We start from the raw sequence: 26,610 nt of genomic DNA on the forward strand, positions 1-26,610 counted from the left end.
GGTCCGCCACCAGGCGCGACCCTCCGGCGGGGAGTTCTGTGTCTGTGGGGCGGTGCCAGGGCACTTCCAGGGGTCTCAGGAGAGAAGCAGTGCGCGCAACTCGTCGACGGATGCGGCGCGCTTCGCGGCCTCGTCGCCTTCGTCGGGGTTGCTGAAGCCCCACTCGACGAAGATCACGGGCACACCGTTGGCGTTTCCGCCGGCGACGTCGTGGTGGCGGTCGCCGATGAGCACCGGACGCGAGATGTCCGCCCCGCGGTCGGACAGACGGCGAAGCGCCTCGGCGACGATGTCGGTCTTCGACGCGAGCGTCGACTCGTCAGGCGTGGCCCCGACGGTCGTGAGGAAGTACGGGCGCAGTTCGAAGAAGTCGACGAGCGCGTCGACCTGGATCTCGGGCTTCGAGCTCGCGGTGGCCTGAGGGACGCCGGCCTCGTGCAGGTCGCGGATGATCTCCGAGACGCCGGGGTAGGTGCGCACGTCGGTGGTGTAGCCGTCGGCCTTTCCGAGGGTGCGGTAGAACGCCACGGCCTCGGCGGACTGCTCGGGCGTCATGCCCGCCTGCACCTGGAACGACTGGAACATGGGCGGTCCGATCCAGTGCACCAGTTCCTCGCGCGTGGGGGCCGGGTGGCCGAAGTGGGTGAGCGCGATGTCGAGACGGCGCAGGATGCCGACGGAGGCGTCGACGATCGTGCCGTCGACATCCCACAGCACGCAGGAGTAGGGGGAGGAAGCCATGCCTTCCAGCCTATGGGCTTCCCTGACTCAGAAGAGCCGGGGGATGCCCGACTCGATGCCCTTCATGTCGTCGTAGTCGAGCACGAGGCAGCGGATGCCGCGGTCCTCGGCGAGCACGCGCGCCTGCGGCTTGATCTCCTGCGCGGCGAAGACCCCCTGCACCGGCGCGAGGTGGGGGTCGCGTCCGAGCAGCTCGAGGTACCGAGTCAGCTGCTCGACGCCGTCGATGTCGCCTCGACGCTTGATCTCGACGGCGATCGCGGCGCCGTTCGCATCACGCACGAGCAGGTCGACGGGACCGATGGCGGTCGGGTACTCGCGGCGCACGAGTGTCGCGCCCTCGGCCACGCGGTCCACCTGCTCGGCGAGCAGCCGCTGCAGGTCGGCCTCGACCCCGTCTTTCTGCAGACCGGGGTCGATTCCGAGGTCGTGGTTCGTGTCGTGGATGATCTCGTAGATCTGTACACGCAGCGCGTCGCCGGTCTTCTTGTGCGTGACACGCCAGACCTCGGTGACCCCCGCGATGGACTCCTCCTCGCCGGGCGCCTCGGTCGCGAGGGTGCACGGCGGGCTCATCCAGTTCAACGGCTTGTAGCTGCCGCCGTCGGAGTGCACGAGCAGACTCCCGTCGCCCTTGTGCACGAGAAGACGCGTGGCGAGCGGGAGGTGGGCATTGAGCCGGCCGGTGTAGTCCACCGAGCAGCGGGCGATGACGAGACGCACCCGTCGAGCCTACTTCGTCGGATGCTCTGCTCCTGCGGAGTCGACTGACCGCGACGATGTTCCCACAACCGTCGGGGCCGGGAGCCATCGGGAAATCACCGCGGACTGGATCCTGACATTCTGGGCGCGTAGGTCGAGGATGAGGAGATGTTGGTGTCGATTGAACTGGTGACGACGATCGTGACGGTCGCGATGATGCTCCTGGGGCTCGCTGCGGGGTTCGGATGGATCATCACGCGGATGGATGCCCGGTTCGAGGGCTTCGAGCAGCGGATGGATGCGCGGTTCGAGAAGGTCGACTCCAGGTTCGATCGTTTGGAGAGCGACGTCGCGGGGGTGAAGGCCGAGCTCGGCGAGGTGAAGATCGCGATCGCTCGACTCGAGGGGCCCGTGCCGCGTCTTTCGCTCTCCCGGTGACTTCTACCGTGTGCGGTCCATCGACGTGGGCTGCTCCGACATCTCGTCCTTGCGCAAAGGGCGCGCCGCCCCCGAGAACAGGCCCGAGAGCACGACGAGGCCGACCAGGATGAAGAGCGTGTTGAGCAGGCCGATGTGCTCGCTGATGAACCCGAGCACGGGAGGTCCGCCGAGGAACGAGATGTAGCCGATCGTCGCCGCAGCGCTCACTCGAGCTGCGGCTTTGGTCGGGTCGTCGGCGGCGGCCGACATGCCGAGGGGGAAGCCGAGCGATGCGCCGACGCCCCAGAGCGCGGCTCCGACGAACACGAGCGGCAGGCTCGGCGCGAGGATGAACAGCAGGATGCCGGAGGCCGCCGCGACCGCGAGCACCCTCAGCACGGCGACACGACCGAAGCGGTCGACGAGTGGCCCGCCGAAGATGCGGACGGCGGTCATCGCGACCGAGAAGGTCGCGAGCGCGGCGGCGCCGAGCGCGGTTCCCCCGCCGTGATCCTCAGCCACTCCCAGCGCGAGCCAGTCGTTCGCTCCACCCTCGGCGAAGGACATTCCGAGCATCACGACGCCCAGCGCATACGTCCGCGGCTCGCGCCAGGCCTCGAGAGCGACGTGCACACGCTGACGCCAGTGCGGCTTCTCGGCATCCGAAGCGCTGGGGTCGAGAGTCTCGGTGCGGGAGGGGACGTTCGCGATGCTGATGATGCCGATCACCACGATGACGATGGCGATCGCCAGCGTGTGAGCGAAGACGTCGATGCGGAGCTGCGCGGCGAGAGCGCCGAGTGCTGCTCCGATCACCGTTCCGAAGCTGAAGAACGCGTGGAACAGCGGGAGGATCGTCTTGCCCGAATGCTGTTCGATGGCTGTCGCCTCGACGTTCATCATGACGTCGACGCAGCCGTTCCCGAGTCCGAACAGCACCAGTCCGATCAGCACGACCGTGAAAGAGCCGAGCACGTTCGTGCCGATGCCGATCAGTGCCACGCCCGCGGCGAAGGTGAAGATCGAGACGATCATCCCGAGGCGCGCTCCGGTGCGGGCCATGATCGCAGGGCTCGTCGATATGCCGATGATCGAGGCGATGCCCGCGCCGAGCAGCAGCATGCCGATCTGCGCCTTGTCGACCTCGAGCGCCGCCTTGATCGACGGCACGCGGGATGCCCAGGTCGCGATCGATAGTCCGCTGGCGAAGAAGATCGCGAAGATCGCGGTGCGCCAACGGACGTACTGCGAACGGGTGAGGGCTTCAGGCATGGAGACAGCGTATCGAATCGATTCGACGGTGCGAAACCCCGCGGGCTATCCTCAAGACATGACCAGTCATGACGCTCCGCGTCGCGCGACCATCGCCGATGTCGCCCGCGCTGCCGGCGTCGCCACGTCCACGGCATCCGTGGTGTTCAGCGGCAAAGCCAATGCGGCCCCCGCGACGCGCGAGCGCGTGCTCGCCGCCGCCGCCGAGCTGGGCTACTCCGGTCCGGATCCGCGCGCGGCGTCACTGCGCCGCGGACGCAGCGGCATCGTCGCCGTGGTTCTCGAAGGACATCTGCGTACGGCCTTCCTCGACCCGGTGACGACCGCGATGATGGACGGTCTCACCGACGGGCTCGCCGACCTCAGCGCCGGCATCCTGCTGATGCGCGACGAGCCGGGAGACGACGGGTCCTCTCTCGCCAACGCCCCCGTCGACGCGGTCGTGCTGATCGGATGCTCGGGCCGCACCCGCGCATCGCTCGACATCGTGCGGGCGCGCGGACTCCCGGTCGTGGTGATCGAAGGCGATGCGGGCGAAGGCATCCCGCGCATCACACTCGACAACACCGCCGCGGCGGCAGACGTCGCGCGCCATCTGTTCGATCTCGGCCATCGCGACGTGGCACTGGTCACTCTGTCTCTCGACAGCGAGCGCGAGCGCGGCCCTGTCACGCAGAGCCGGCTCGCGACAGCCACCGTCGACGTCACGCTCGATCGGCTCGCCGGGATGCGCGAGGTCTTCCCCGGCGCTCCCGCGATCTCGGTCGCGGCGAGCCTCATCGACGAGGGGCTGCTCGCCGGACGCACGCTCCTCGCCGACGCGTCGACGCGACCGACCGCGATCTTCGCGCAGAGCGACCTGCTGGCTGTCGGCATCATCCGCGCGGCGGAGGAGCTCGGCCTTCGGGTGCCCGAGGACCTCTCGGTGGCCGGTTTCGACGGCATCGCGGCCGATGGTCTGGGCGATCTGGTGCTGACGACGAGCGTGCAGCCCGCCGTCGAGAAGGGCCGTGCCGCTGGAGAGCAGGTGGCACGGATGCTGCGCGGCGAAGCCGCCGAGACCCTGCATCTGACCTGCCGCTTCCGCGCCGGGACGACCACCGCGCCACCCTCCCGATGAGGCTCCTGTCGGTCGTCTGAGGAGGGCAATCCGCACGAGTGGCCTTACGACTTCCTTACGGCGGGTAAACTGGTCTGAGACACCTGCCCGCCCGCCTGCGCCGACCCCCCCGGCCGACGAGCCCTGAGGAGCCGCGTATATGCTGACGCTCCTCGCCGTGTTCCTCCTCGGGTCCATCCTGATGCCCGTTCTGGTGCGCTGGCTGGGGTCTCAGGCATTCGCGATCGCCGCTCTCATTCCCGCAGCGGCATTCATCCACGCTCTGGTGCTCACACCCCAGGTGCTCGACGGGCCTGCACCGTTCGTCTCGGTGGAGTGGATCCCGCAGCTCGGTCTCAACCTCTCGATGCACATGGACGTGCTGGGGTGGGTGCTGACGCTGATCGTCACGGGCGTCGGGGCGCTCGTGCTGCTCTACTGCCGCTGGTACTTCCACGATGACTCGGCGGGCATCGGCCAGTTCGCCGCCGTGCTGCTCGGGTTCGCGGGTGCGATGTACGGCCTCGTCCTCACCGACGACCTGGTGATGCTCGTCATGTTCTGGGAGGTGACGAGCATCCTCTCGTACCTCCTCATCGGCCACTACCGGCGGCGTGCCGCCAGCCGTCGAGCCGCCCTTCAAGCACTGCTCGTGACGACTCTCGGCGGGCTCGTCATGTTCGTCGGCGTCGTGCTGCTGGTGGTCGACGCGGGCACGTCGAGCATCCGCGAGATCCTCGAGATCGCGCCGACCGGTGCGATCGTCGATGCCGCGGTCGTCATGCTGCTGATCGGCGCCATCAGCAAGTCGGCTCTGTTCCCCTTCCACTTCTGGCTGCCCGGTGCCATGGCTGCGCCCACCCCGGTGAGCGCCTACCTGCACGCTGCCGCCATGGTCAAGGCGGGCATCTACCTCATCGCCCGCTTCGCCCCGATCTTCGCCTTCACCGGGCCGTGGCGTCCGATCATCATCACGGTCGGCGTGATCACCATGCTGCTCGGCGGCATTCAGGCACTGCGCGAGACCGACCTCAAGCGCATCCTGGCGTTCGGCACGGTCAGCCAGCTCGGCTTCTTCTCGATCGTCGTGGGCTACGGCACACAGGCCACGGCGTTGGCGGGTGTGGCGCTGGTCATCGGACACGCCCTGTTCAAGTCGGCGCTGTTCCTCATCGTCGGCGTGATCGACCGTCAGCTGTCGACGCGTGACATCACCGAGTTGAGCGGGGTCGGGCGTCAGGCACCGGTCATGGCCACCGCTGCGTTCATCTCCATCGCCTCGATGGCCGGCGTCGCGCCGACCCTCGGGTTCGTGGCGAAGGAATCGACCCTCACGGCGCTTCTCGACGATGCGCTGCATGGATCGCCCTGGGGTCTCGTGGCCATCATCGGCGTGAGCCTCGGGTCTATGCTCACCGCGGCATATGGCATCCGCTTCCTCTGGGGTGCGTTCTGGACCAAGCGCGACGCGATGGGCGATCGTCTGCCGGACACCGCCTGGCCCGACCCGCCGGTCGGCTTCCTCTCGGCGCCGATCATTCTGGCCGGCCTCACACTCGCAGCCGGGATCGGCGCCCCCGCCCTCGACAAGGCGCTGCAGGGCTACGCGCTCACGGCGACCCCCGGTCTGGATGCCGAGGGCGTCGCAGCCGAAGGGCCCGGTCATCTCGCGCTCTGGCACGGACTCGAGCCGGCGCTGGGAATCTCGATCCTCACGATCCTGCTCGGCGCCGGGCTGTTCCTCCTCACGATCCGCACCGGCTGGGATCGCAAGGCGCGCATGATCCCGTTCACGGCGGCCGACGTCTACTACCTCGTCGTGCGCGGCGTCGACCGTCTCTCGGTGCTCAGCACGACCCTGACCCAGCGCGGTTCGCTGCCCGTCTACGTCGGCACGATCTTCGTGGTGTTCGTCGCGGCCGAGATCACGGCGCTGCTCGCGAGCGACATCGACAGGTATCAGCTCTCGGCGTGGCACACGCCCGTGCAGATCGTCGTCGCACCGCTGATGGCGGTCGCAGGCGTGCTCGCGGTGCGTGCGCAGAAGAGGTACACGGGCGTCGTGCTCGTGTCGATCACCGGCCTCGGCATGGTGGTGCTCTTCGCCACGAGCGGCGCGCCAGACCTCGCCCTCACCCAGATCCTGGTCGAGACGGTCACCATGGTGACGTTCGCGCTCGTGCTGCGTCGACTGCCCGCGCGCATGGGCGAGCACAACGCCTCGGTCGGTCGCATTCCCCGTGCTCTGCTCGGGCTCGGTGTGGGCCTCACCATGGCACTCGTCGCGATCGTGGCGACCCAGTCCCGCGTCGCGGATCCGATCTCCGCCCTGTTCCCGAAGCTCGCCTACGAGATCGGCCACGGCAAGAACGTCGTCAACGTGGCACTGGTCGACCTGCGTGGCTGGGACACGATGGGCGAGCTCTCGGTGCTCGTGCTCGCCGCCACCGGTGTCGCGTCGCTCGTCTTCGTGACGCACCGCGCCGACATGCTCTCGGCCACGAAGACGCTGCCCAAGGCGCGACGTCGTCGCACGCTGAGCCGACCCCTGGTCGAGACCACCGAGGGCGTGCGCTTCCAGACCGACGCGAACGAGAGCAGCCCCCGCGCCTGGCTCGTCGGGGGTCCGAAGATGAAGCCCGAGAACAGGTCGATCCTGCTCGAGGTGATCGTCCGCGTGCTCTTCCACACGATCATCGTGGTGTCGATCTTCCTGCTCTTCTCCGGCCACAACCTGCCGGGCGGAGGCTTCGCCGGAGGTCTCGTGGCGGGCATGGCCCTCGTCATGCGCTACGTCGCCGGCGGGCGCTGGGAGCTCGGCGCGGCGGCGCCCACGGATGCCGGACGACTTCTCGGCGCCGGTCTGATCCTCGCGGTCGGCACGGCCGTCGTGCCGCTGTTCTTCGGCATGGCTCCGCTCACCAGCAACTTCTGGGAGTGGGAGATCCCCGGCATCGGACACATGGAGTTCGTCACCTCGACGATCTTCGACGTCGGCGTCTACCTGGTCGTGATCGGGCTTGTGCTCGACGTGCTGCGCAGCCTCGGTGCCGAGGTCGATCGCCAGGCGCAGGAGTTCCGTGAGCGGGGGGTGACCCTCTGATGGATGTCTCGCTCACTCTGATCGTGATCATGGCGGTGCTGTTCGGCTGCGGCGTCTACGCGATGCTCGAGCGCAGCCTGACCCGCGTGCTCATCGGCTTCCTGCTGCTGGGGAACGCCACGAACCTGCTGCTCCTCATCGTGATGGGAGTGCCGGGCAACGCGCCGTTCTACGGCACCGAGGGCGAACTCAGCGACCCGCTGCCCCAAGCGCTCACCCTGACCGCGATCGTCATCACGTTCGCCGTCTCGGCGTTCCTGCTCGCACTGATCTACCGCTCCTGGCAGCTGGGCCAGGCCGACACCGTCGAGGACGACGAGGCCGACATCGCGCTCCGCGAGCGCACCGATGCCGACGAGGACCTCATGGACGACGAGGCCGACGCCGCCGACGACGACGCCACCACCGACTTCGTCGGCGTGCAGACGGCACCCATCACCGTGCTCCACATGCGCGATCACGCGGCCATCAACGACGATGCTCCGACCGATCGGCCCACCGCATCCTGGAACGCGCGACCGGGCGCGGATGCTGCCGAGGACGCGGACGAGAATGCGGATGCCGATGAGCGCTCCGCCGTGCTCGCGGGCGAATCCGCCCCTCCCGATGCCGACGGCGAATCGAGCGATTCCGCGCCGTCCGACGACTTCCGCACGGATGCCGACACGCACGCGTCGGACGCTCATGAGACCGACGCCGCAGACGCCGCCCGAGACACGGCGGCCGACACGGCATCCGATGACAGTGCACCCGAGCACACCGACGAGGGGGAGGACCGCCGATGAGCGCACTGGTTCCCCTGCTCGTGGCCCTGCCGCTGCTCGGCGCTGCGGTGACCCTGATCTTCGGGCGCAATCCGCGGCTGCAGGCCTTCGTCACGGTGGCGACGCTCGCGGTCGTCTCGGTGATCGCGGCCGTGCTGCTGGTCGTCGTCGACGCCGGCGAGCCGCTCGCCGTCTCGGTGGGCGGGTGGCCCGTACCGTTCGGCATCGTGCTCTACGTCGACCGGCTGGCTGCCCTGCTCGTGCTCATCTCGAGCATCGTGCTGCTCGCCGTGCTGCTCTTCTCGATCGGCCAGGGCGCTGCCGACGGCACCGACGAGACGCCGATCTCGATCTTCAACCCTTCGTACCTGATCCTCGCCGCCGGGATCTTCAACGCGTTCATCGCGGGCGACCTCTTCAACCTGTACGTCGGATTCGAGATCCTGCTCGTGGCGTCGTATGTGCTGATAACGCTCGGCAGCACCGAATCCCGCATCCGCACCGGCGCGGTGTACATCGTCGTGTCGCTCGTCTCGTCGATCCTCTTCCTCGCCTCGATCGCGATGATCTACGGCGCACTCGGCACCGTGAACATGGCGCAGATCGCCGAGCGCATGACCGAGCTGCCGCAAGAGACGCAGCTCGTGCTGCACCTCATGCTCGTGATCGCGTTCGGCATCAAGGCCGCGATCTTCCCGGTGTCGTTCTGGCTTCCCGACTCGTACCCGACCGCGCCCGCTCCCGTCACGGCGGTCTTCGCGGGTCTGTTGACCAAGGTCGGCGTCTACGCGCTGATCCGCACCGAGACGCAGCTGTTCGCCGAGAACAGCATCGACACCGTGCTGCTGATCATCGCGTTGGCGACCATGATCGTGGGAGTTCTCGGCGCCGTGGCGCAGGCCGAGCTGAAGCGGATCCTGTCGTTCACGCTCGTGAGTCACGTCGGATACATGATCTTCGGCCTCGCGATAGCCACTCCGGCGGCCATCGGCGCGACGGTGTATTACATCGTGCACCACATCGTCGTGCAGACGACGCTGTTCCTCGCGGTCGGACTCATCGAGCGCAGAGCGGGAAGCACGTCGATCCTGCGGGTGAAGGGACTGCTGAAAGTCGCCCCCGTGATCGCGGTGCTCTACTTCATCCCCGCGATCAACCTGGGCGGACTCCCGCCGTTCTCCGGATTCATCGGAAAGTTCGCGCTGTTCGAGGCCGCGGCATCCGTGGGAACGCCCCTCATGATCGTGCTGATCTTCGGTGGCATCGTCACCTCGCTCCTCACGCTCTACGCCCTGATGCGCGCCTGGAACCTCGCCTTCTGGCGCGAGGAGGACGACTCGAGCGAGACCGAGGGGCGCATCTCGTACCTCGGCAACGCGCCGGCCGCCGATGAGCAGCAGGAGCGTCGCCGGATCCCCCGCATCATGACCGTCGCCACGGCGGGGATGGTCGCCGTCACGGTCGCCCTCACCGTGTTCGCCGGTCCGCTCTACGCCCTGTGCGACCGCATCGGCGCGGCACTTCTCGACCCGGTCACGCTCGTGCAGCTGGAAGACGAGGTCGACGGATGAGCCCCTCCGAGACCGGGCGTCACTTCTGGCGCGACATCCGCGTGCAGCTGCCGTTCCTGGCATGGCTCGTGGTGCTCTGGATGCTGCTGTGGGGACAGTTCACGGTGCTGGCGTTCATCTCGGGCCTCGTGGTCGCGGTCTTCGTCACGCGCGTCTTCCGACTGCCCACCGTCGAGCTCTCCGGCCGCATCAACATCTGGTACGCGGCGCTGTTCGTGGTGCAGTTCCTCTTCGCGATGCTGCGCGGAGCCATCTCGGTCACGGCGCAGGTCTTCGACTTCCGCAGCCAACCGGGTGCGGCGATCATCGCGGTGCCGTTGAAGTACGGCGACGACCTCATCATGACCCACGTCTCGGTCGTCTCCTCCCTCGTGCCCGGCTCGCTGATCGTCGAAGCCGACCGCGACCGCCAGGTGCTCTATCTGCATGTGATCGGGGTGCGCACCTTGGCCGACGTCGAGGCGCAGCGCGAGAACGTGCTGCGCTGGGAGCGCCGGGTCGTCCGTGCGCTCGGCGCCCCAGCGCAGTACCGTGCACTCAAGGCGGATCAGCGTGCAGAGCGCGGGGCCGCGACGAAGGGCGGTGTGCGGTGAACATCCTGCTGCTCGTGATCATGGTGGTCTTCGGCATCGCCGCGATCCTCACGATCATCCGTATCGTGAAAGGGCCGTCGATCCTCGACCGCGCCGTCGCGTCGGATGTGCTCCTCACCGAGGTGATGTGCGTGCTGGGAGCCGAGATGGCCATCAACGGCCACACCCGCAGCATCCCGGTCATGCTGATCATCGCCGCGGTGGGAGTCTTCGGATCGATCTCGGTCGCCCGGTTCGTCGCGAGAAGGGACAACACGACGCCATGAACGTGTTCGGCCTGACCATTCCCGACGGTGTCGTCGACGTCGCGGTGCTGGTACTGATCCTGCTCGGCGCGCTGCTCTGCCTGTCTGCTGCGGTCGGACTCCTGCGGTTCCGCGATGTGCCGTCTCGCCTGCACGCCGCGACCAAGCCTCAGGTTCTCGGCCTCGTCTTCATCTGTCTCGCCATCGCGCTCGCGCAGCGCACCGTCGGCGGCATCCTCTTCGGACTCGCCATCGTCGCACCCGTCGTCCTCATGCAGTTCGCGACCGCACCGCTGTCGGCGCACATCGTCGGGCGTCAGGCGTATCGCAACGGGACGACCGACGAGCGGAGCCTGATCGTCGATGAGCTCGCGGAGTCGAAGCAGACGCCACCCGCCGCAGGCTGAGAAGGGGACGCGCAGAGATGTCAGCACCGCAGGGATGGTACGACGCAGGCACGCCGGGGCGGCAGCGCTGGTGGGACGGAACCCAGTGGGGTCCGCAGGAGCGTCCGACGCCGACGGCGACCCCGCCGATGGGGTGGTATCCGGTGCCGGGAACAGACGACATCCGCTGGTGGGATGGAGTGATGTGGGCGCCGTTCCGCGTGCGCGACGGCAAGCCGAGACCCGACCTGCTCGCCGTGGAGCCGCAGTCGATGGGGTTCTTCCTCGGCATCTTCTTCTTCGTGCTCGCCATGCTGCAGCTCTCCGCCGCGGTGATCACTCAGAGCCCGGCCAACTTCATTCTCCCCGTGCTGCTGCTCGCGGTCGCCGTGCTCTGGATCGTCGGCGCCTGGTATTCGCGGAGCGTGAGCAGATTGCCCGCACCGCAGTCCGCGCCGTTCGTCGACGCCGCGGTGCAGCCGCTGCCCGATCTCGTCGAGGGCCCAGACGCCGGATGGTATCCGATGACCTCGCAGGTCACGCGATGGTGGACCGGCGCGCGATGGACCTGGTACATCGGCACGAAGCATGGCGCGCGACCGGGACACGCGGGTCCGCGCGGTTACCTCGTGTCGATGATCCTCGGCTGGGTCGTCGCGGCGATCGCTGCGTTGGCACTGGTCTTCGCGGTGGTCGGCGGCATCGTGGCGCAGAGTCCGTGGACCGGATTCGTGCTCGTGCTCGGCATCATCATCGCCCTGATCTTCGGCGGTCTCGCGGCCTTCACCCTTCTGATCACGCGGTCTCGCCGGAACGCGATGCTCCTGCCGCGCACTCCGCCTCCGCTGCGCTGAAGCCCGGAAGGTACGGACCGCGCGAGATCCGGTTGACCGCTCCGGATGCGGACGCTGGTGCAGCATCCGTCCGCACCTCGCGCGGTTGACCGGATCTGGGCGAGGTCTGGGAGCGGCATCTCGCGTGGTTGACCGGATCTGAGCGCGGCGACCGACGGGAGTGCGCGTCAGAGGCGGTCGGCGAAGTCCTGGATCAGCGCCGCCGCGGGGGCGGAGTCGCTGATCAGCGTGCCGTGGCCGTGGTCGGGGATCACCCGCAGGTCGGCGCCGGGGATCTCGTCGATGATCTCGCGGCACCAGCTCATCGGAGCGAGCGGATCACTCGCGCCGCGCAGCACCAGCACGGGGCAGTCGATGCGGGCGAAGGCCTTCTCGGGCTGGTGGGCGATCGTGGCCTTGATCTTGCGGATCAGGTGCGGGCCGCCGCGCAGATACTCACGCGCTCCACGCCAGATCACGAGCGGCCGCTCGCCGACGAGGTCGGTCAGCAGGTAGCTGGCCTGGGCCGCGACGTTGCGCGCCGCCTTGTTCACGGTCGGTCCTGCGAGCACGACGGCTTCGACGAGCGACGGATGCCGGGCGGCGAGCTCGGCCGCGATCTGGCTGCCCATCGAGTGCCCGATCACGACGACCGGGCCTTCACCTGTGTGCCGCAGGTAAGCGGCGACGAGGTCGGCGTGACGTTCCATCGTGAGGGTGCGGGTCGGTTCGGGAGCCTCGCCGAAGCCGGGAAGATCCAGCGCGACGACGCGGCCCCGCAACCGCTGCACCACGTCGAGGTACACGCTGCGGCCCATTCCGATGCCGTGCAGCAGCAGGAAGGTGGGCGGCCCCTCGCCGAACGACTCCGCGATCAGAGTCGCCCCCGCGTGCTCGAACTCCAGCAGCGTGACGGGGGTGCCCTTGGGAGCGAGGTAACTGGAGGCCACCTACCCACGCTAACGGAGTGGCGGCCCCCTGCCGAATCCCCGGCGACGCGATCCGCATGCCGATACGCCGAGAATTCGGCCTCGCATCGCGTGCGAGGATGAAGGGTGACCTCGCACGACCCCGACGCCGATCAGACCGCGCCGGGAGACGGCACGCGAGATGTGAAGCCGCGGTTCCTCGCTCGCCTACGGGCGGGCCTCAGCGATCCGGTGCTGCGGGCGCTCTTCACCGCGACGGCGGTGTCGCGCGTGGGCCGTGGGGTCTTCCTCGCCGTCACAGTGCTGTTCTTCACCCAGATCATCGGATTGTCGGCGGCTCAGGCGGCCGTCGTGCTCGCTGTGTCGAGCGGATGCGGCGTCGTGGCCTCGTTCCTCGGCGGCTGGCTCGCCGACAGGTGGAGCGCCCGACGCCTCGCCTTCTCGTTCGAACTGCTCGGGGGACTCCTGCTGGCGGCATACGCCTTCGCGGGCGACTTCACCTCGGCACTCGTGCTCGCGAGCCTCGGCGGCTTCTTCGACTCGGTCGGGCACTCGGCGCGCTCCGCGATCATCGCGCGGGGCTTCGCGGCCGACAGGCGCGTGCATGCGCGCGCGGTGCTGCGTACCGTCACGAATCTCTCGATCGCCGCGGGCTCGGGCTTCGGCGCCATCGCGCTCGCGCTCGGCACTCCTGAGGCGTACCGCGTCGTGATCGCGAGCGCCGGCATCGTCTGCGCGCTGGGCTCTCTGCCTCTGCTCCGGCTCACGGCGGCGGTCGATGCCCCGGCCCGCGCGCGCATCGGGCACCTGCGCACCGAGACGGGATCGATCGACACGGATGCAGCCGCGGCCGCCCTTTCGGAGCGCCAGGACTGGAACCGACGTTCACCCTGGCGGGATCCGCGATACCTGCTCCTGACGGTGCTGTCGGCGGTCTTCGGGATGCAGTTCGGGGTGGCCGAGCTGGGCATGCCGCTCTGGGTGACCCAGAACACGAATGCGCCCGAGGTCACGGTGGCGCTGCTGCTGATCGTGAACACCACGCTGGTCGTGTTGTTCCAGGTGCGAGCCTCGCGCGGCACTCACGAGCTCCGCGTCGCCGGCCGGGTCACGATGATCGCGGGATGGCTGATGGTCGCCGCCTGCCTGATCTACGCGCTGGCGGCCGGTCTCCCGGCCTGGGCGGCGATCATCGTGCTGGTGCTGGCCATGGTGGCGCACACGTTCGCCGAGATCCTGTCGCAGGCGGGAGCGTGGGGGCTCAGCTTCGAGCTCGCCGATCAGGTGCGCGCCGGTGCCTATCAGGGCGTGTTCGGCATGGGCTTCTCGCTCGGCGCGCTCGCATCGCCGATCGTCGTGAATGCCACGGCCATCACCTTCGGATTCGCCGGATGGATGATGCTCGCCGCGATCTTCCTCGCCGCGGCTGCGGGTATCTGGGTCATCGCACGTCGTGCGGCGGCAGCATCCGCGCCTCTCATCGCCTGAACGGAGCTGCCGGGCTATCCGGCCGGCGTGAGCAGCAGCGTCTCCCGGGTCGCGGCGTCGACGGCCTTCGCCGACGAGGCCCACGGACGCTGCACGCCGGCCGCCCAATCGGCGGTCTGGTCGGTGTAGTGCTCGTGGAACGCGTGGCCCGAGGCGCCCGTGAGGTGGATCCAGCTCGAGTCGTCGAAGTCGGCCAGATCGACCACCATGCGCATCGACGGCACGGTGGTCGTCGCATACGAGGTTCCCAGCTGCCAGCCGGTCGCGTTGACGACCGAGGCGCCGCCGCCGACCGCATACGGTCCGCGGTTGAACAGTGCTTCGACCGGAGCGATCCCCGACGAGCCGAACGTGTCGCTCGTGAGGGTGATCGCGTGCAGGTCGCCCCACCTCCACGCGTCGACGTTCGTGCCCTGCACTGCCGACAGCTCGTCGTACGCCTCTTCGGCCGAGAGAGCGAGCATGCCGTCCATGCTCGTGACGCCGAGCTTCGGATTCGCCCACAGGCGATTCGAGGGATCCTCGAGCAACGCCGACACGACGGTGAAGAGCCGTCCCTGGCCGTCGATGGGCAGTGGTTCGTCGCGCTCGGCGAAGAGGTTCTGCACGAGGTTCGACCACAGCACGTTCGCATACGCGGCCGGTGCCGATGACGGCGCGTTCTGGGCGTCCCACGTGCGCAGCAGGTCGATGGCCTCCTCGACTCCGGCCCCGTCCACCTGCACGCCGTCGAGGACAGTCGTGAGTCGCTTCCCGATCCACATCTCGCTGTCCATCTGGATGTCGCGCATGTCCTGCGCGGTCAGCGGTGCGACGGCGGCCCGTCGTTCGATCAGGTCGACGATGCGCGCAGCACGATAGCCGTGGTCCCAGTCCTTCGTCAGGAAGTAGCCGTAGTCGTCGGTCACGATCGCATTGTTCGCGGTCACGATGTATCCCGAGGCGGGGTTGTACGACACCGGCAGCTCCTCGAACGGGATGAAACCGGTCCAGTCGTACGTGCTGTCCCAGCCGGGCTGCGGCAGCCATCCGTCTCCGGCTCCGCGCACGGGGAGACGGCCCGGCGCCTGGTACCCGATGTTGCCCTCGACGTCGGCGTAGATCAGGTTCTGTGCAGGCACGTCGAACAGCGAGGCGGCCAGGCGGAAGTCGTCGAAGTCCTGTGCGGTGGACAGCGCGAAGATCGCGGTGGCACTCGTGCCGGGGTCGAGCGCGGTCCACCGCAGGCTCAGCGCGTACTCCGACGTCTCGCCGCCGACCGGTGCGCCGCCCGCACCTCCCGCGGCGAGGCCCGGCTCGGGGTCTTCGGCGATCGCGGTGAAGTCGTCGGTGAGGCCCGAGATGATGGGCCCGTGCACGGTCGATCTGATCGTGAGCTCGATGTCGTCACCGCCGGCGACCTTGATGGTCTCGGTGCTCGTCTCGAGCGGCACCAGCGCACCGTCGCGCCAGTACTGGTCTCCTTCGATGCGCTCGACGTAGAGGTCGGTGACATCGGTCGTGAGGTTGGTGAATCCCCACGCCACCTGCTGGTTGTGGCCGATCACGATTCCGGGCAGGCCCGAGAACGAGAAGCCTCCCACGTCGAACGGGCACTCGGCGGTGACCTCGGAGCACTTCAGCTGCACCTGGTACCAGACCGAGGGGAGCGACGCACCGAGGTGCGGGTCGTTGGCGAGCAGGGGTGCGCCGGTCTCCGTGAGATCTCCCGACACCACCCACGAGTTCGAGCCGATCCCCTCGCCCACGTCGCCGATCAGCAGGCTGGCAGCCTCGATGACCCCGGATGCCTCCTGCCAGTCGATCGTGGTGACCGCGTGCTGCATCTCGGTGCCCTCGTCGTCGGGCGTGAACGCTACGGGCTCGGCCGTTCCGGCGGCCGGGACGGTGGAGATCTCGGGCACGATGACCGGATTCTCGTCGAAGGGGTACCCGGGGTACAGCTCGTCGAGCGTCGCTCGCGTCTGGGCGGCATCCGACCCCTCGGCGAGCTGCGCGGCCAGGAGGGCACGCTCGGTCTCGTCTTCGATGTTCGTGCGCAGATCCCAGGCCATGGCCTTCAGCCAGGCGACCGAATCGGCCGGCTCCCACGGCTCGGGAGAGTAGTCGGCGTTCTGCATGCCGAGAACGGCATACTCGAGCGAGAGCTCGGCCGCCGACCGCGACGACAGATAGGCGTTGACGCCCGCGGCGTAAGCCTCGTAGTACCCGAGCGCCACCTCGTCCATCGCCGCGACCTCGGCCTCGGCGACCGTGCGCCAGCCGAGAGTGCGCAGGAACGCATCGGTGCCCGCCTGGGACTCGCCGAACATCTCGGCGACACGACCCGATGTCACGTGCCTGCGGAAGTCCATCTCGAAGAAGCGGTCCTGAGCGTGCACGAAGCCCTGGGCGTAGAAGAGGTCGTCGGTCGAATCGGCCGTGATGGTCGGGACTCCGAGCGCATCGCGCTGCACGGAGACCGTGCTCTGAAGACCGTCGAGAGCGATCTCTCCATCGGTCTGCGGGAACGAGCGCTGAATGGTCCAGGTCACGAAGAAGGCGGCGGCGACAGCCACCACGACCAGGGCCGCGACGACGAGGAACGCGATGCGGCCGATGCGGGCTGCGAGCGAGCGCTGCGGTGAATCGCGCGTCGACGGGCGCGGAGCGTCGACGATCCTCGTCGAATCGGCATTCTTCATCGAGAACTCTTTCGGAGTGGAGGAGTGGGACCCAGTCCCAGAGGGGCCCAGAGTGCGTGTCACGACTGCACTCCAGGCATCCTATCCACAGCGAACGACAGGCGGGACCCCGCGTGCGGGGTGCCGCCCGCCGGGTCACCCGATCAGGCTCGGCTGCAGATCGCGCAGAGTGCGTCGATGCGTCATGCGCGTCACGCCGATGGCCGCGAGTGTCAATGCGCCGATGAGCCACATGCCCAACACGGCAAGGTCCCAGCCCGCACGAGACAGATCGCCGCCGTACATCAGCTGCCGCATCGCATCGACGACGTAGCCCAGCGGCAGCACGTGATGCAGGGCTGCGAGCGGTGCCGGCAGCGTCTGCCAGGGGAACGTGCCTCCTGCCGTCACCAGCTGCAGCACCATGAGCACGAGTCCGAGGAACTGCCCGACCGAGCCCAGCCACACGTTGAGAGCGAGGATGATCGCTGCGAACGTCGCGGAAGCCACGATCATCACACCGAGGGTGCCGACCGGGTTGTCGAAGGTGAAGCCCAGCGTGATGGCGAGGATGCCCATGAGCCCCAGCATCTGCACGGCGCCCAGCATTGCAGGCGTCAACCAGCCCGCGAGCGTGACCCGGATCGGCGAGTGCAAGGCCGTCACGGCGCGTCGCGAGATCGGCTTCACGATGAGAAACAGCGCGTAGATGCCGATCCAGGCCGACAGCGCGGCGAAGAACGGGGCGAGCCCTGCTCCGTAGTCCTCTGCCGACGCGACCTTGTCGCTCGAGACCTTGACGGGGTCGGCGATCGTGTCGGCCTGCTGGGAGCGGAGCTCGGGAGTGGATTCCGGGATCGCGGTGACGCCGTTCGACAGGCCGTCGCGCAGTTCGGCGGTGCCGCTGGCGAGTGTGCCGAGGCCGTCGCGCAGCTGCGCTGCGCCGTCGTTCGCCGAGGCCGCACCCGCCGCGACCGCGCCCGCACCGGATGCCAGTTGCGAGGCCCCGGATGCCAGGGCGGCGGCGCCGTCGGCGAGCTGGTCGACCTTGCCCACCGCTTCCTGCACCGTGGCGTTGCCGTTCTGCAGACGGGTGGCGAGGGGGTCCAGCGTCGCGAGCACCTCGTCGATCTGCTCGGGCGTGAGCCCGCGCTCGGTGAGCACGGACGAGATGTCTGTGCGCACCTGCGGCAGAGCATCCGTCGCCTCCTGCACGACCGACCCCGCGCGATCCGCGACATCGGCGAGCTGTCTGTTGCCGTCGCTCACCTGCTGCGCGCCGGAGGCGAGCGTGTTCGCGCCCTCGACGAGCTGCGCGGTGCCGGCGGCCAGCTGTGCGGTGCCGTCGGCGAGCGTCGTGCTGCCCGACGAGGCGGTGTTCGCTCCGTCGGTGAGCTGTGTCGCACCGTCGGTGGCCTCGATCAGCTTGTCGCGCACATCGCTGAGGCCGGTGAGCAGACGTTCCGCCGCCTGCGTTCCCACGGTCTGCGCGACGGAGCTGCGGATCTTCTCGACTGCCTGCGTGCCCATCGAAGAGGCGAGGTAGTTGTTCGCGTCGTTGGTCTCGAGTTCGATGCGTGCCTGGTGCGGATCATCGCCTGCGGCCGAGGTGAGCGCCGTCGAGAAGTCTGCGGGAATCGTCACCGTGAAGTCGACGGTGCCCTGGCGCAGAGCATCCGCTGCCTCGTCGACGCTCATGCGCTGCCAGTCGAAGGCGTTGCCCTCGATCAGGTTGTCGGCCACATCTTCGCCGTAGTTCACGGTCTCGCCGGTCGGGGCCTCGGCGCCCGTGGTGGGTTCGGGCGCGCCCTGATCGTCGACGACCAGGGCGACCGGCACCTCGGGGAACTTGGCGTACGGGTCTTGGTTGGCCCACAGGTACAGGCCGCCGTAGAGGATCGGGACGCACACCAGCGCGATGAGCGCGATCACGCCCATCTTGCTGGCGGTGAGGCGCCGCAGCTCGGCGGCGATCATCGCGGGAACCTTCATCGGTCGGCTCCGTTCTCTGTCTCGTCCGTGTCGGGCGTTTCGTCCGAATCGGCTTCCGGGTCCGGGTCGTGGTCGGGATCGGGGTCCGGCGCCGGGTCGGATTGGGCCAGCACGAGCGGTTCGATCGGGCCCGAGGCGTTGATCGCCTCGAGCTCGTGCATGCGCTCGAGGGCGACTGCGGCCGACCCGCCGACGATGACGAGCATGGCGTAGCCCCGGTCGGCGAACTCCGACGCGATGCGCCACCAGCCGTCGGGACTGCCTCCGTGGCGATCGGGGGCGACCAGCACCACGGCCTGTGTTCCCTCGCGCAGGATGGCCAGCTCGCACATGATGCGCACGCGCGCGGCCGGATCGACGTTGCCGATCGGCACGCCGGCGAGCTCACCGAACCCGAGCCGGCCGAGCCACCGACGTGCATGCAGAGGCGTGGCGCCGACGCCCGCGAACATGAGCTCCTCGCCCACGACCCCGGCGAGGGTGATGTCGGGATGCGGATCGCTGACGTCGGGCGCATCGACGAGTGCGACGGTGCGGCGCAGCATCCGGTTGTCCTGCGTGCCGTCGATCGTCACGCGTCCTGTGTCGGGCTTCATGCGCCCGCTCGCGACGAGGCCGAGCACGGTGGGGCGCTGCTCGGTCTCGGCGATCGCGAAGCGTACGGCGCCGGTGTGGAACTCGAGGCTCATGGTCGGCAGCGCCTGGCCGCCCTTGCCCTTGCTGACCTCGTGCAGGGTGATCTTCATTCGCTGACCTCCTCGATCAGCTCGGGGTTGTCGGCGAGCAGGGCGTCGGCCTCGCGCCACGAGAGTCCTGCGACGCTGAGCAGGGTGCGCACCGCGAGGTTCGCGGCTCCCGTGCTCGACGCGTCGGTGCGCGAGACCACGGTGCGTGCGACCTCCTCGATGAGACGCGCGAGGGTGGGCGCCGCGAGATCGGTGCGGAAGCTGCCGTCGTCCTGTCCGCGACGCACGAGGGCGGCCACGCTGCGGCGCAGAGGAGCGAGCGCGTCGGCCGTGTGCTCGACATGCGCTTCGTCGAGCGCGATCGCCGCCGCGACCTGCACGTGCGCGGCCTCCTGCCAGAGGCGGGCGGCGAGGCGGGCGAGGGCCATTCGTGAGTCGGCGTCGGTGACCGACTCGGCGATCGCATTGAACCGCTGCGCGCCGCTCACGATGAGTTCGCGGATCAGCGCATCGCGGTCGTCGAAGTGCCCGTAGAGAGTGCGACGGGAAAGACCTGCGCTGCGTGCGATGACGTCGATCGAGGCGCGGGGGTCGGCGGCCAGAGTCGCGCGGGCCGCGTCGAGGATGCCGGCGCGATTCTCGACGGAGTCGCGGCGCGGTGCACGGGTTGTCATGCATACATCATACGTAATGTGCACACTAGTGTGCAAGATAAATCGAGATCGCCTGATTTCTTGCATCCGCCGCGTCATATATCGGTTCGGCAGGGGTCTTGATGGGTGGACGAGCATCTGCGCTCGAGACGTTTCAGAAGGGGACGCAGTCAATGAGGTTCCAGAGCTTGCAGAAGACCCCGCCGCCGTCGCTCGCGGGCATCGTGTTCCAGCACGTGGGGCAGCAGATCGTCGACGGGGAGCTGGCTCCCGGCGACTCGATCAGCGACAACGCCCTCGCCGCGGCGCTCGGGGTCTCCCGCACCCCCGTTCGCGAGGCGCTGCAGCGTCTGGAGCGGATCGGCATGATCGAGTTCGCTCCGAGCCGGTTCACGCGCGTGACCTCACTCACCCCCGAAGACATCTCGCACTGGCGCGAGTACGTCGGCCATCAGCTGTCCTCGCTGGTGAGGATGGCAGCCGCGCGGTTCACGGAGGAGGCTCGATCAGAGGCTGCAGACAGGGTCGACGAGATCGCCGCCGCCGACGCAGACTCCGAGCGCCGGGCCCGTGCGTCCACCGAGCTGTATGCGCATCTCGCGGCGCACTCGCTGAACGACGTGCACCGGATGATGCTGCGTGAGACGTCGTTCGCGATGACCCGGGCCCTGGGGGCGTGGGTCATCGACGCGGAGCTGTCGGAACAGGTCGCGCGATCGCTCGGTCGCCTCAGTGCCGCCCTGCGAGCCGCAGACGGTGACGCCGCCGAGCGCAGCGTGCGGGCGGCCTATCTGATCGATTGACGCCGCCGACCGCCGGACGCCGACCGCCGACCGCCGCGAGGCGGCTCGGCGATCGGGCGGACCCGTTCGCGTGTCAGTCGGTGCCGGAGTCGAAGGCCGCACCCTCGGATGCGGTGTCGACCGCGTCGGCGAAGTTCTCGTCGACCTCTTCGACGGATCCCGTGATCTCGCCCGACTCGCCGGCCGTGACGCGTCCGACGAGCTCGCCCGTCGCGCCGCCGATGAGGCCGAGACCCGCATACTGCTCGAGACGCGAACGCGAGTCCGCGATGTCGAGGTTGCGCATCGTGAGCTGTCCGATGCGGTCGACCGGGCCGAACGCGGCGTCGCCGACGCGCTCCATCGAGAGCTTCTCGGGGCCGTACGACAGGTTCGGCGAGGTGGTGTCGAGGATCGTCCAGTCGTCGCCGCGGCGCAGGCGGATCGTGACCGTGCCCGAGATCGTCAGGCCGACCCAGCGCTGGATCGACTCGCGCAGCATGAGCGACTGCGGCTCGAGCCAGCGGCCCTCGTACATCAGGCGACCGAGTCGGCGACCCTGCTCGTGGTACGTCGCGAGGGTGTCTTCGTTCAGGATGCCGTTGACGAGGCGCTCGTAGGCGATGAAGAGCAGCGCCATGGCCGGCGCCTCGTAGATGCCGCGCGACTTCGCCTCGATGATGCGGTTCTCGATCTGGTCGCTCATGCCGAGGCCGTGGCGTCCGCCGATCGTGTTCGCCTCCATGACCAGGGCCACCGGGTCGGTGTACTCGACACCGTTGATGGCGACCGGGCGGCCGGCCTCGAACGTGACGGAGACGTCTTCGGTCTCGATCGCGACCGACGGGTCCCAGAACTTCACGCCCATGATGGGGTCGACGGTCTCGAGCGAGACGTCGAGGTGCTCGAGCGTCTTGGCCTCATGCGTGGCGCCCCAGATGTTGGCGTCGGTGGAGTACGCCTTCTCGACCGAGTCGCGGTAGGGGAAGTCGTGGGCGACGAGCCATTCGCTCATCTCCTTGCGGCCGCCGAGCTCGGTGACGAAGTCGGCGTCGAGCCACGGCTTGTAGACACGCAGGCGCGGGTTGGCGAGCAGTCCGTAGCGGTAGAACCGCTCGATGTCGTTGCCCTTGTAGGTCGAGCCGTCGCCCCAGATGTCGACGCCGTCTTCCTTCATGGCGCGCACCAGCAGCGTGCCGGTGACGGCGCGGCCGAGGGGCGTGGTGTTGAAGTACGTGCGTCCGCCGGAGCGGATGTGGAAGGCGCCGCACGAGAGGGCGACGAGTCCCTCTTCGACCAGGGCGGTCTTGCAGTCGACCAGGCGCGAGGCTTCGGCGCCGTACTCGAGCGCACGGCCCGGGATCGACTCGATGTCGTCTTCGTCGTACTGTCCGAGATCACCGGTGTACGTGAAGGGGACGGCACCCTTGTCGCGCATCCACGCGACGGCGACGGAGGTGTCGAGTCCTCCGGAGAAGGCGATGCCGACGCGCTCGCCGACGGGAAGTGACTGGAGGACCTTGGACATGCTTCCCAGTCTATCGGCGGCGTGTCGGCTGTTTCGGACGGGGGCGGCCGTCAGCGGGCGACGACGGAGTCGAGGGGCTCGGGCTCGGAGTCGAGGCGCGCCAGCTCGCTGCGTTGATGAGCTGCGTAGCCGGCGCCCCAGGTCGTGAGCACCTCGACGAGCGGCATGGATCCGCGACCGAGGTCGCTCAGCCGGTACTCGACCTTGGGAGGGACCTGCCGATAGACGGTTCGTATCAGCAGGCCGTCGTCTTCCAGTTCGCGCAGCTGCCGGGTGAGCACGCGCGCGGTGGGTTCCGCGAGGAGCCGGCTCAGCTCGCCGAATCGCAGCACCTCGTGCTCGCCGAGGAGGCTGAGGATGCTGGGCTTCCAGGCCCCGCCGATCACCGCGATCGAGATCTCCGCGTCGCACGCGTCGCCCCACTCCCGCATGATCCGCTCGGTCTTCTCCCTCATCGGATTCGCCTCCTGGTCGTCATGGTATCCGTTCGGTCACTATGTACCCCGGATGACAGTACTTGTCTGAAGTGTACTCAGACCGGGAGACTGATGCGGTGACCTCCTCGATCTCCACGGCATCCGCGCGGCCGCGCGCGACCCTGCATCCGTGGCTCGCCATGATCCCGCTGCTTCTCGGCATCCTGATCGGGGCTCTCGCGATCAGCAGCATGTCGACCGCTCTGCCGGCGATACGCGGAGATCTGGTCCTGTCGGACAGCGGCGCGCTGTGGCTCGTCGACGTCTACGCGCTGTCTCTGGCCGCGACCCTGATCATCGCCGCGAGGATCGGCGACGCGTTCGGTCGCAAGCGCATCGTCCTCGGTGGTCTCGCCGGTTTCGCCGTGCTCAATCTCGTCGGCGGGTTCGCTCAGGACGGGATCCTGCTCATCGTCGTCCGAGCGCTTCTCGGCGTCGCCGAGGCCTTCGTGGTGGCGGGCGTCGTCGCGACGATCGGAGCGCACTATCACGCCAGGCAGCGCGTGCTCGCCTATGGGCTGTGGACGGCGACCTTCGGCGCCGGCAGCGCACTCGGACCTGTACTCGGCGGGCTGGTGACCGAGGGGCCCGGGTGGCGCTGGCTGCTTCTCGGAAGCGTGCCCCTCGCGGTCGTCGCCGGAGCGCTCGCGATCTGGCTCGTGCCGGATTCCCGCAGCTCCCGTCGCCCGTCGTGGGACATGCTCAGCATCGTGTCGTCGATCGTCGCGCTGGGGGCTCTCGTCTTCGCCCTGCACGAGGTGCTCGCGGCTCCCATCGCAGCGACCATCGCGGGTGTCATCGCCGTCGCGACGCTCGTCTTCTTCATCCGCCGTCAGCGCATATTGACGGAACCTCTCATCGACATGCGACTCTTCGCGGTGCCCGGCTTCAGCCCGGCCATCGTGCGCATCGTGGCGAGCAGCGGGGTGTCGACGGCATCCGTGCTCCTGGTGAGCCTGCACCTGCAGGATGCTCGCGGATTCAGCGCGGCCGAAGCCGGCATCGCGATCCTCCCGCAGGCGGTGGCCATCGCCCTGGGCGGTGTGCTCGCACCGCTGTTCCTGCGCTGGCTCACCTCGCCCACGCTCACGGTACTCGCGCTGGTCGTGCAGGGCGCGGGGCTCGCGTGGCTGTCGACGGGCGTCGAGCTGGTCGCGGTCCCTCTCGTGCTCGTCGGCGTGGGCTTCGGAGTCGCGGCGACGCTCGCTGCCACCACCCTCTTCGACGTCACGACCGAAGACGACGCCGGCCAGGTGGGCGCGGTGCAGGAGGTGGGGTTCGCCCTCGGCGGCGGTCTCGGCATCGCGGTGCTCGGCACGATCGCCTCGATCGTCGGGTCTCGCGGCTTCCTCGTCGCCCTGCTGGTCGCGACGGTCGTGGTCGTCGCCGCCGCGCTCGTGCCGCTGTCGAGACGCTCGACGCCGCGCACCACCGCGAACCCGGCCAACGATGCCCCCTGAAGAACGGACACCCATGTCAGCATCCCGCCCGACGATCCACTGGATCTACGCCCACCCCCAAACGAGCTCGTTCAACGCGCGACTGTTCCGAGACGGCGTCGAGGCTCTCGCGCGCGACCACGATGTCGAGGTCACCGACCTGTACGCGCAGGGCTTCGATCCCGTTCTCGCAGCGCCGGATCTGGGCGAGCCCCTCGGGCGTGCGGGCAACGTCGTCGACCTGATGGGAGAGGCGTACGCGGCAGGACAGCTGCCGGACGACGTGACCGAAGAGCAGCGCAAGCTCGCGGCCGCCGACCTCGTCGTGCTGCAGTTCCCGCTGTGGTGGTACGGACCGCCCGCGATCCTCAAGGGATGGCTCGATCGGGTGCTCACGAGCGGCTTCGCCTACGGTCCCTCGGATGCCGAGACCGGTCTGCCGCTGCGGTACGGCGAGGGCCCGCTCGCGGGGCGGCGAGCCCTGGTGATCGTGACGGCGGGGGAGGACGAGCGCTCGATCGGAGAACGCGGCGTCAGCGGCGACCTGGACTCGCTGCTGTTCCCGCTGACCCATGGAACGCTCTGGTACACCGGCATCGAGCCCCTCGACCTGCACGTCGTCCACGACGCCGATGGGCTGGATGCCGACGGCATCGACCTCGAGAGTGCGCGCCTCGTCGAGCGGCTCGTCGGAGTGATCGATGAATCGCCGAGCCACCGCTATCGCCGACTGCGCGACGGCGACTATCACGGCACCAGGGCGCTGCGATCCGACCTCCTTCCCGGACGCACCGACTTCGGCATCCATCGCGTGGCGGTCGACTGAGCGCAGGTGTCGGGTGTCGGGTGTCGGGTGTCGGGTGCCGGCGGGGTGCCCGCGTGCGACCCGGTGAACCGCGCGAGACGCGGTCGACCGCGCGAGAAGCGGATGCCGGTGGCATCGGTTTCCGGATCTGGCGCGGTTCTCCGGATTTCGGGTCCCGGGTTCCCGCGCCAGACCTGGCACCGCGTGAGACCCGGTTAGCCGCGCGAGAAGCGGATGCCGCTGGCATCCGTTTCCGGATCTGGCGCCGTTATCCGGATTCCAGTTCCTGGCACCGCGCGAGACGCGGTCAACCGCGTGAGAAGCGGATGCCGGGGGCATCGGTTTCCGGATCTGGCGCGGTTCTCCGGATTTCGGGCCCGGCACTCGCCCGAGACCCGGCACCCGCGCTCGACCCGCCTGCGTGTGACCCTCGCACCACGCGAGACCCAGGCACCGCGCGAGACGCGGTCGACCGCGTGAGAAGCGGATGCCGGGGGCATCGGTTTCCGGATCTGGCGCGGTTGTCCGGATTTCGGGTCCAGGCGCCGAGGGTCCAGGCGCCGAGGGTCCCAGGCGCCGAGGGTCCCCGGCGCCGAGGGTCCCGACGCCGACGCATCCGGTCCGCCGACGCATCCGGTCCGGTGAGGCAGTGATGCGGGCGCGACGCGTCCCTGCGTGGCAGAGTGGCACCGGAGGAGGCCGGCACATGGGTGGAGCGATTCTGTGGGGCGTGGTCGCCGCGTCGCCCCTGATCGTCGGCGCCGTCCTGGCGCTGCTGCGCACCTGGCCGCCTCGGTGGCTGGGCATCGTGCTGGGTTTCGGTGCCGGCGCGCTCATGGCCTCGATCGCGTTCGAGCTCTGGGAGGAGGGGCTCGACCTCGCCGGCCCTGTTCCGCTCGTCGCGGGTGTGGTCGTGGGGGCCCTCGCCTACTTCCTCGCGGATCGGGTGCTCGATGCTCGTGCGGCGAAGTCGAAGAACCAGGGAGCCGGTGCGCCGCTCGCCCTCGGTGCGCTGCTCGACGGCATCCCCGAGCAGCTGGTGCTCGGCATCGGGCTGGCGTCGGGCGAGCCGGTGAGCATCGCACTCGTCGTGGCGATCGTGGTGTCGAACCTGCCGGAGTCGATCGGCTCTGCCGCCGACCTGCTCGAGGGCGGCATGGCGAAGTCGCGAGTGCTCTTGCTGTGGGCCGGGATCGCAGTGATCTGCGCGCTGGCGACGATCGCCGGGTTCGCGCTCGCGAGTGTCACCGGTGACGCGTTCCGCTCGGCGGCGAGCGGCTTCGCCGCCGGTGCGCTGCTTGTGATGCTGGTCGATTCGATGGTGCCGGATGCTCAGCAGAAGGCGAAGAACCTCACGGGCCTCGCGACCGTGCTCGGGTTCGCGCTCGCCGCAGGGCTGTCGCTCGCCTGACCGCTTCTCCGAGTGGCCTCGGCGACGCG

Annotated in this window: 23 protein-coding genes and 1 pseudogene; 14 read left to right on the plus strand and 10 right to left on the minus strand. The window is 68.9% G+C overall.

Features of this window, described 5'->3' with window-relative positions:
* Positions 1-75: 75 nt before the first annotated feature.
* Complete coding sequence (locus AC3WS6_RS02605; RefSeq protein WP_492499510.1) at positions 76-741, minus strand: HAD hydrolase-like protein; 666 nt, start codon at positions 739-741, stop codon at positions 76-78.
* Positions 742-768: 27 nt separating this feature from the next.
* Positions 769-1,464 carry an endonuclease NucS gene (gene nucS / locus AC3WS6_RS02610; protein WP_492499511.1) on the minus strand — a complete coding sequence of 232 codons (696 nt, stop codon included), beginning with the start codon at positions 1,462-1,464 and terminating at the stop codon, positions 769-771.
* A gap of 147 nt (positions 1,465-1,611) precedes the next feature.
* On the opposite strand from nucS, the gene AC3WS6_RS02615 reads away from it, so the two are divergent.
* Complete coding sequence (locus AC3WS6_RS02615; protein ID WP_492499512.1) at positions 1,612-1,881, plus strand: response regulator; 270 nt, start codon at positions 1,612-1,614, stop codon at positions 1,879-1,881.
* A gap of 3 nt (positions 1,882-1,884) precedes the next feature.
* Here the strand turns inward: AC3WS6_RS02615 and AC3WS6_RS02620 are convergent, their stop codons facing one another.
* A complete protein-coding gene (locus AC3WS6_RS02620; RefSeq protein WP_492499513.1) occupies positions 1,885-3,135 on the minus strand; it encodes an MFS transporter in 1,251 nt (416 codons plus the stop codon).
* A gap of 58 nt (positions 3,136-3,193) precedes the next feature.
* Here AC3WS6_RS02620 and AC3WS6_RS02625 point away from each other — a divergent pair, with 58 nt between their 5' ends.
* The 8 genes and pseudogenes from AC3WS6_RS02625 to AC3WS6_RS02660 all read left to right on the plus strand — a co-directional run bounded on the left by AC3WS6_RS02625 (position 3,194) and on the right by AC3WS6_RS02660 (position 11,750).
* Positions 3,194-4,255, plus strand: a complete 1,062-nt coding sequence (locus tag AC3WS6_RS02625; RefSeq protein WP_492499514.1) for a LacI family DNA-binding transcriptional regulator — start codon at positions 3,194-3,196, stop codon at positions 4,253-4,255.
* A 139-nt stretch (positions 4,256-4,394) separates the two neighbouring features.
* Positions 4,395-7,337, plus strand: coding sequence for a Na+/H+ antiporter subunit A (locus AC3WS6_RS02630; protein ID WP_492499515.1), 2,943 nt, complete (start codon positions 4,395-4,397; stop codon positions 7,335-7,337).
* Positions 7,337-7,894 (plus strand): annotated as a pseudogene (locus AC3WS6_RS02635) (Na(+)/H(+) antiporter subunit C); the annotation flags it as partial. The gene AC3WS6_RS02630 and the pseudogene AC3WS6_RS02635, both read left to right, overlap by 1 nt.
* A gap of 224 nt (positions 7,895-8,118) precedes the next feature.
* Entirely contained in the window at positions 8,119-9,672 is a 1,554-nt protein-coding gene (locus tag AC3WS6_RS02640) for a Na+/H+ antiporter subunit D (RefSeq protein WP_492499516.1), read from the plus strand.
* Positions 9,669-10,265 carry a Na+/H+ antiporter subunit E gene (locus tag AC3WS6_RS02645; protein WP_492499517.1) on the plus strand — a complete coding sequence of 199 codons (597 nt, stop codon included), beginning with the start codon at positions 9,669-9,671 and terminating at the stop codon, positions 10,263-10,265. Before AC3WS6_RS02640 ends, AC3WS6_RS02645 begins: the two co-directional genes overlap by 4 nt.
* Positions 10,262-10,531 (plus strand): MrpF/PhaF family protein, encoded by a 270-nt coding sequence (locus tag AC3WS6_RS02650; RefSeq protein WP_492499519.1) that lies wholly within the window; start codon positions 10,262-10,264, stop codon positions 10,529-10,531. Before AC3WS6_RS02645 ends, AC3WS6_RS02650 begins: the two co-directional genes overlap by 4 nt.
* Positions 10,528-10,917: a monovalent cation/H(+) antiporter subunit G gene (gene mnhG / locus AC3WS6_RS02655; RefSeq protein ID WP_492499520.1), complete on the plus strand. Its 390-nt coding sequence runs from the start codon at positions 10,528-10,530 to the stop codon at positions 10,915-10,917. The genes AC3WS6_RS02650 and mnhG overlap by 4 nt, the downstream gene beginning before the upstream one ends.
* Positions 10,918-10,934: 17 nt before the next feature.
* Positions 10,935-11,750: a DUF2510 domain-containing protein gene (locus AC3WS6_RS02660; protein ID WP_492499521.1), complete on the plus strand. Its 816-nt coding sequence runs from the start codon at positions 10,935-10,937 to the stop codon at positions 11,748-11,750.
* 167 nt (positions 11,751-11,917) lie between these two features.
* Here the strand turns inward: AC3WS6_RS02660 and AC3WS6_RS02665 are convergent, their stop codons facing one another.
* Complete coding sequence (locus AC3WS6_RS02665; RefSeq protein ID WP_492499522.1) at positions 11,918-12,679, minus strand: alpha/beta fold hydrolase; 762 nt, start codon at positions 12,677-12,679, stop codon at positions 11,918-11,920.
* Positions 12,680-12,784: 105 nt separating this feature from the next.
* On the opposite strand from AC3WS6_RS02665, the gene AC3WS6_RS02670 reads away from it, so the two are divergent.
* On the plus strand, positions 12,785-14,146 hold the full coding sequence (locus AC3WS6_RS02670) for an MFS transporter (protein ID WP_492499523.1): 1,362 nt from the start codon (positions 12,785-12,787) through the stop codon (positions 14,144-14,146).
* Positions 14,147-14,160: 14 nt separating this feature from the next.
* On the opposite strand, the gene AC3WS6_RS02675 is transcribed toward AC3WS6_RS02670, so the two are convergent.
* The 4 genes from AC3WS6_RS02675 to AC3WS6_RS02690 form a co-directional block, all read right to left on the minus strand.
* Positions 14,161-16,830 (minus strand): penicillin acylase family protein, encoded by a 2,670-nt coding sequence (locus AC3WS6_RS02675; RefSeq protein ID WP_492499524.1) that lies wholly within the window; start codon positions 16,828-16,830, stop codon positions 14,161-14,163.
* 135 nt (positions 16,831-16,965) lie between these two features.
* Entirely contained in the window at positions 16,966-18,801 is a 1,836-nt protein-coding gene (locus tag AC3WS6_RS02680; RefSeq protein ID WP_492499525.1) for a YhgE/Pip family protein, read from the minus strand.
* A complete protein-coding gene (locus AC3WS6_RS02685; protein WP_492499526.1) occupies positions 18,798-19,547 on the minus strand; it encodes a hypothetical protein in 750 nt (249 codons plus the stop codon). The genes AC3WS6_RS02680 and AC3WS6_RS02685 overlap by 4 nt, the downstream gene beginning before the upstream one ends.
* A complete protein-coding gene (locus AC3WS6_RS02690; RefSeq protein ID WP_492499527.1) occupies positions 19,544-20,161 on the minus strand; it encodes a TetR/AcrR family transcriptional regulator in 618 nt (205 codons plus the stop codon). Before AC3WS6_RS02690 ends, AC3WS6_RS02685 begins: the two co-directional genes overlap by 4 nt.
* 152 nt (positions 20,162-20,313) lie before the next feature.
* Here AC3WS6_RS02690 and AC3WS6_RS02695 point away from each other — a divergent pair, with 152 nt between their 5' ends.
* Positions 20,314-20,943, plus strand: coding sequence for a GntR family transcriptional regulator (locus tag AC3WS6_RS02695; RefSeq protein ID WP_492499528.1), 630 nt, complete (start codon positions 20,314-20,316; stop codon positions 20,941-20,943).
* A 73-nt stretch (positions 20,944-21,016) separates the two neighbouring features.
* Here the strand turns inward: AC3WS6_RS02695 and argG are convergent, their stop codons facing one another.
* Positions 21,017-22,450: an argininosuccinate synthase gene (gene argG, locus AC3WS6_RS02700; protein ID WP_492499529.1), complete on the minus strand. Its 1,434-nt coding sequence runs from the start codon at positions 22,448-22,450 to the stop codon at positions 21,017-21,019.
* A 50-nt stretch (positions 22,451-22,500) separates the two neighbouring features.
* The gene (locus AC3WS6_RS02705) at positions 22,501-22,905 is read right to left on the minus strand and encodes a winged helix-turn-helix transcriptional regulator (RefSeq protein WP_492499530.1); all 405 of its coding nucleotides are present in this window, start codon (positions 22,903-22,905) and stop codon (positions 22,501-22,503) included.
* A 98-nt stretch (positions 22,906-23,003) separates the two neighbouring features.
* Here AC3WS6_RS02705 and AC3WS6_RS02710 point away from each other — a divergent pair, with 98 nt between their 5' ends.
* The 3 genes from AC3WS6_RS02710 to AC3WS6_RS02720 all read left to right on the plus strand — a co-directional run bounded on the left by AC3WS6_RS02710 (position 23,004) and on the right by AC3WS6_RS02720 (position 26,581).
* Positions 23,004-24,386, plus strand: a complete 1,383-nt coding sequence (locus AC3WS6_RS02710; RefSeq protein WP_492499531.1) for an MFS transporter — start codon at positions 23,004-23,006, stop codon at positions 24,384-24,386.
* Positions 24,387-24,399: 13 nt separating this feature from the next.
* On the plus strand, positions 24,400-25,191 hold the full coding sequence (locus AC3WS6_RS02715) for an NAD(P)H-dependent oxidoreductase (protein WP_492499532.1): 792 nt from the start codon (positions 24,400-24,402) through the stop codon (positions 25,189-25,191).
* Positions 25,192-25,876: 685 nt separating this feature from the next.
* Positions 25,877-26,581, plus strand: coding sequence for a ZIP family metal transporter (locus tag AC3WS6_RS02720; RefSeq protein ID WP_492499533.1), 705 nt, complete (start codon positions 25,877-25,879; stop codon positions 26,579-26,581).
* Positions 26,582-26,610 lie beyond the last annotated feature (29 nt).

The sequence above is a fragment of the Microbacterium sp. EB106-03-03-XG65 genome, from assembly GCF_058791955.1.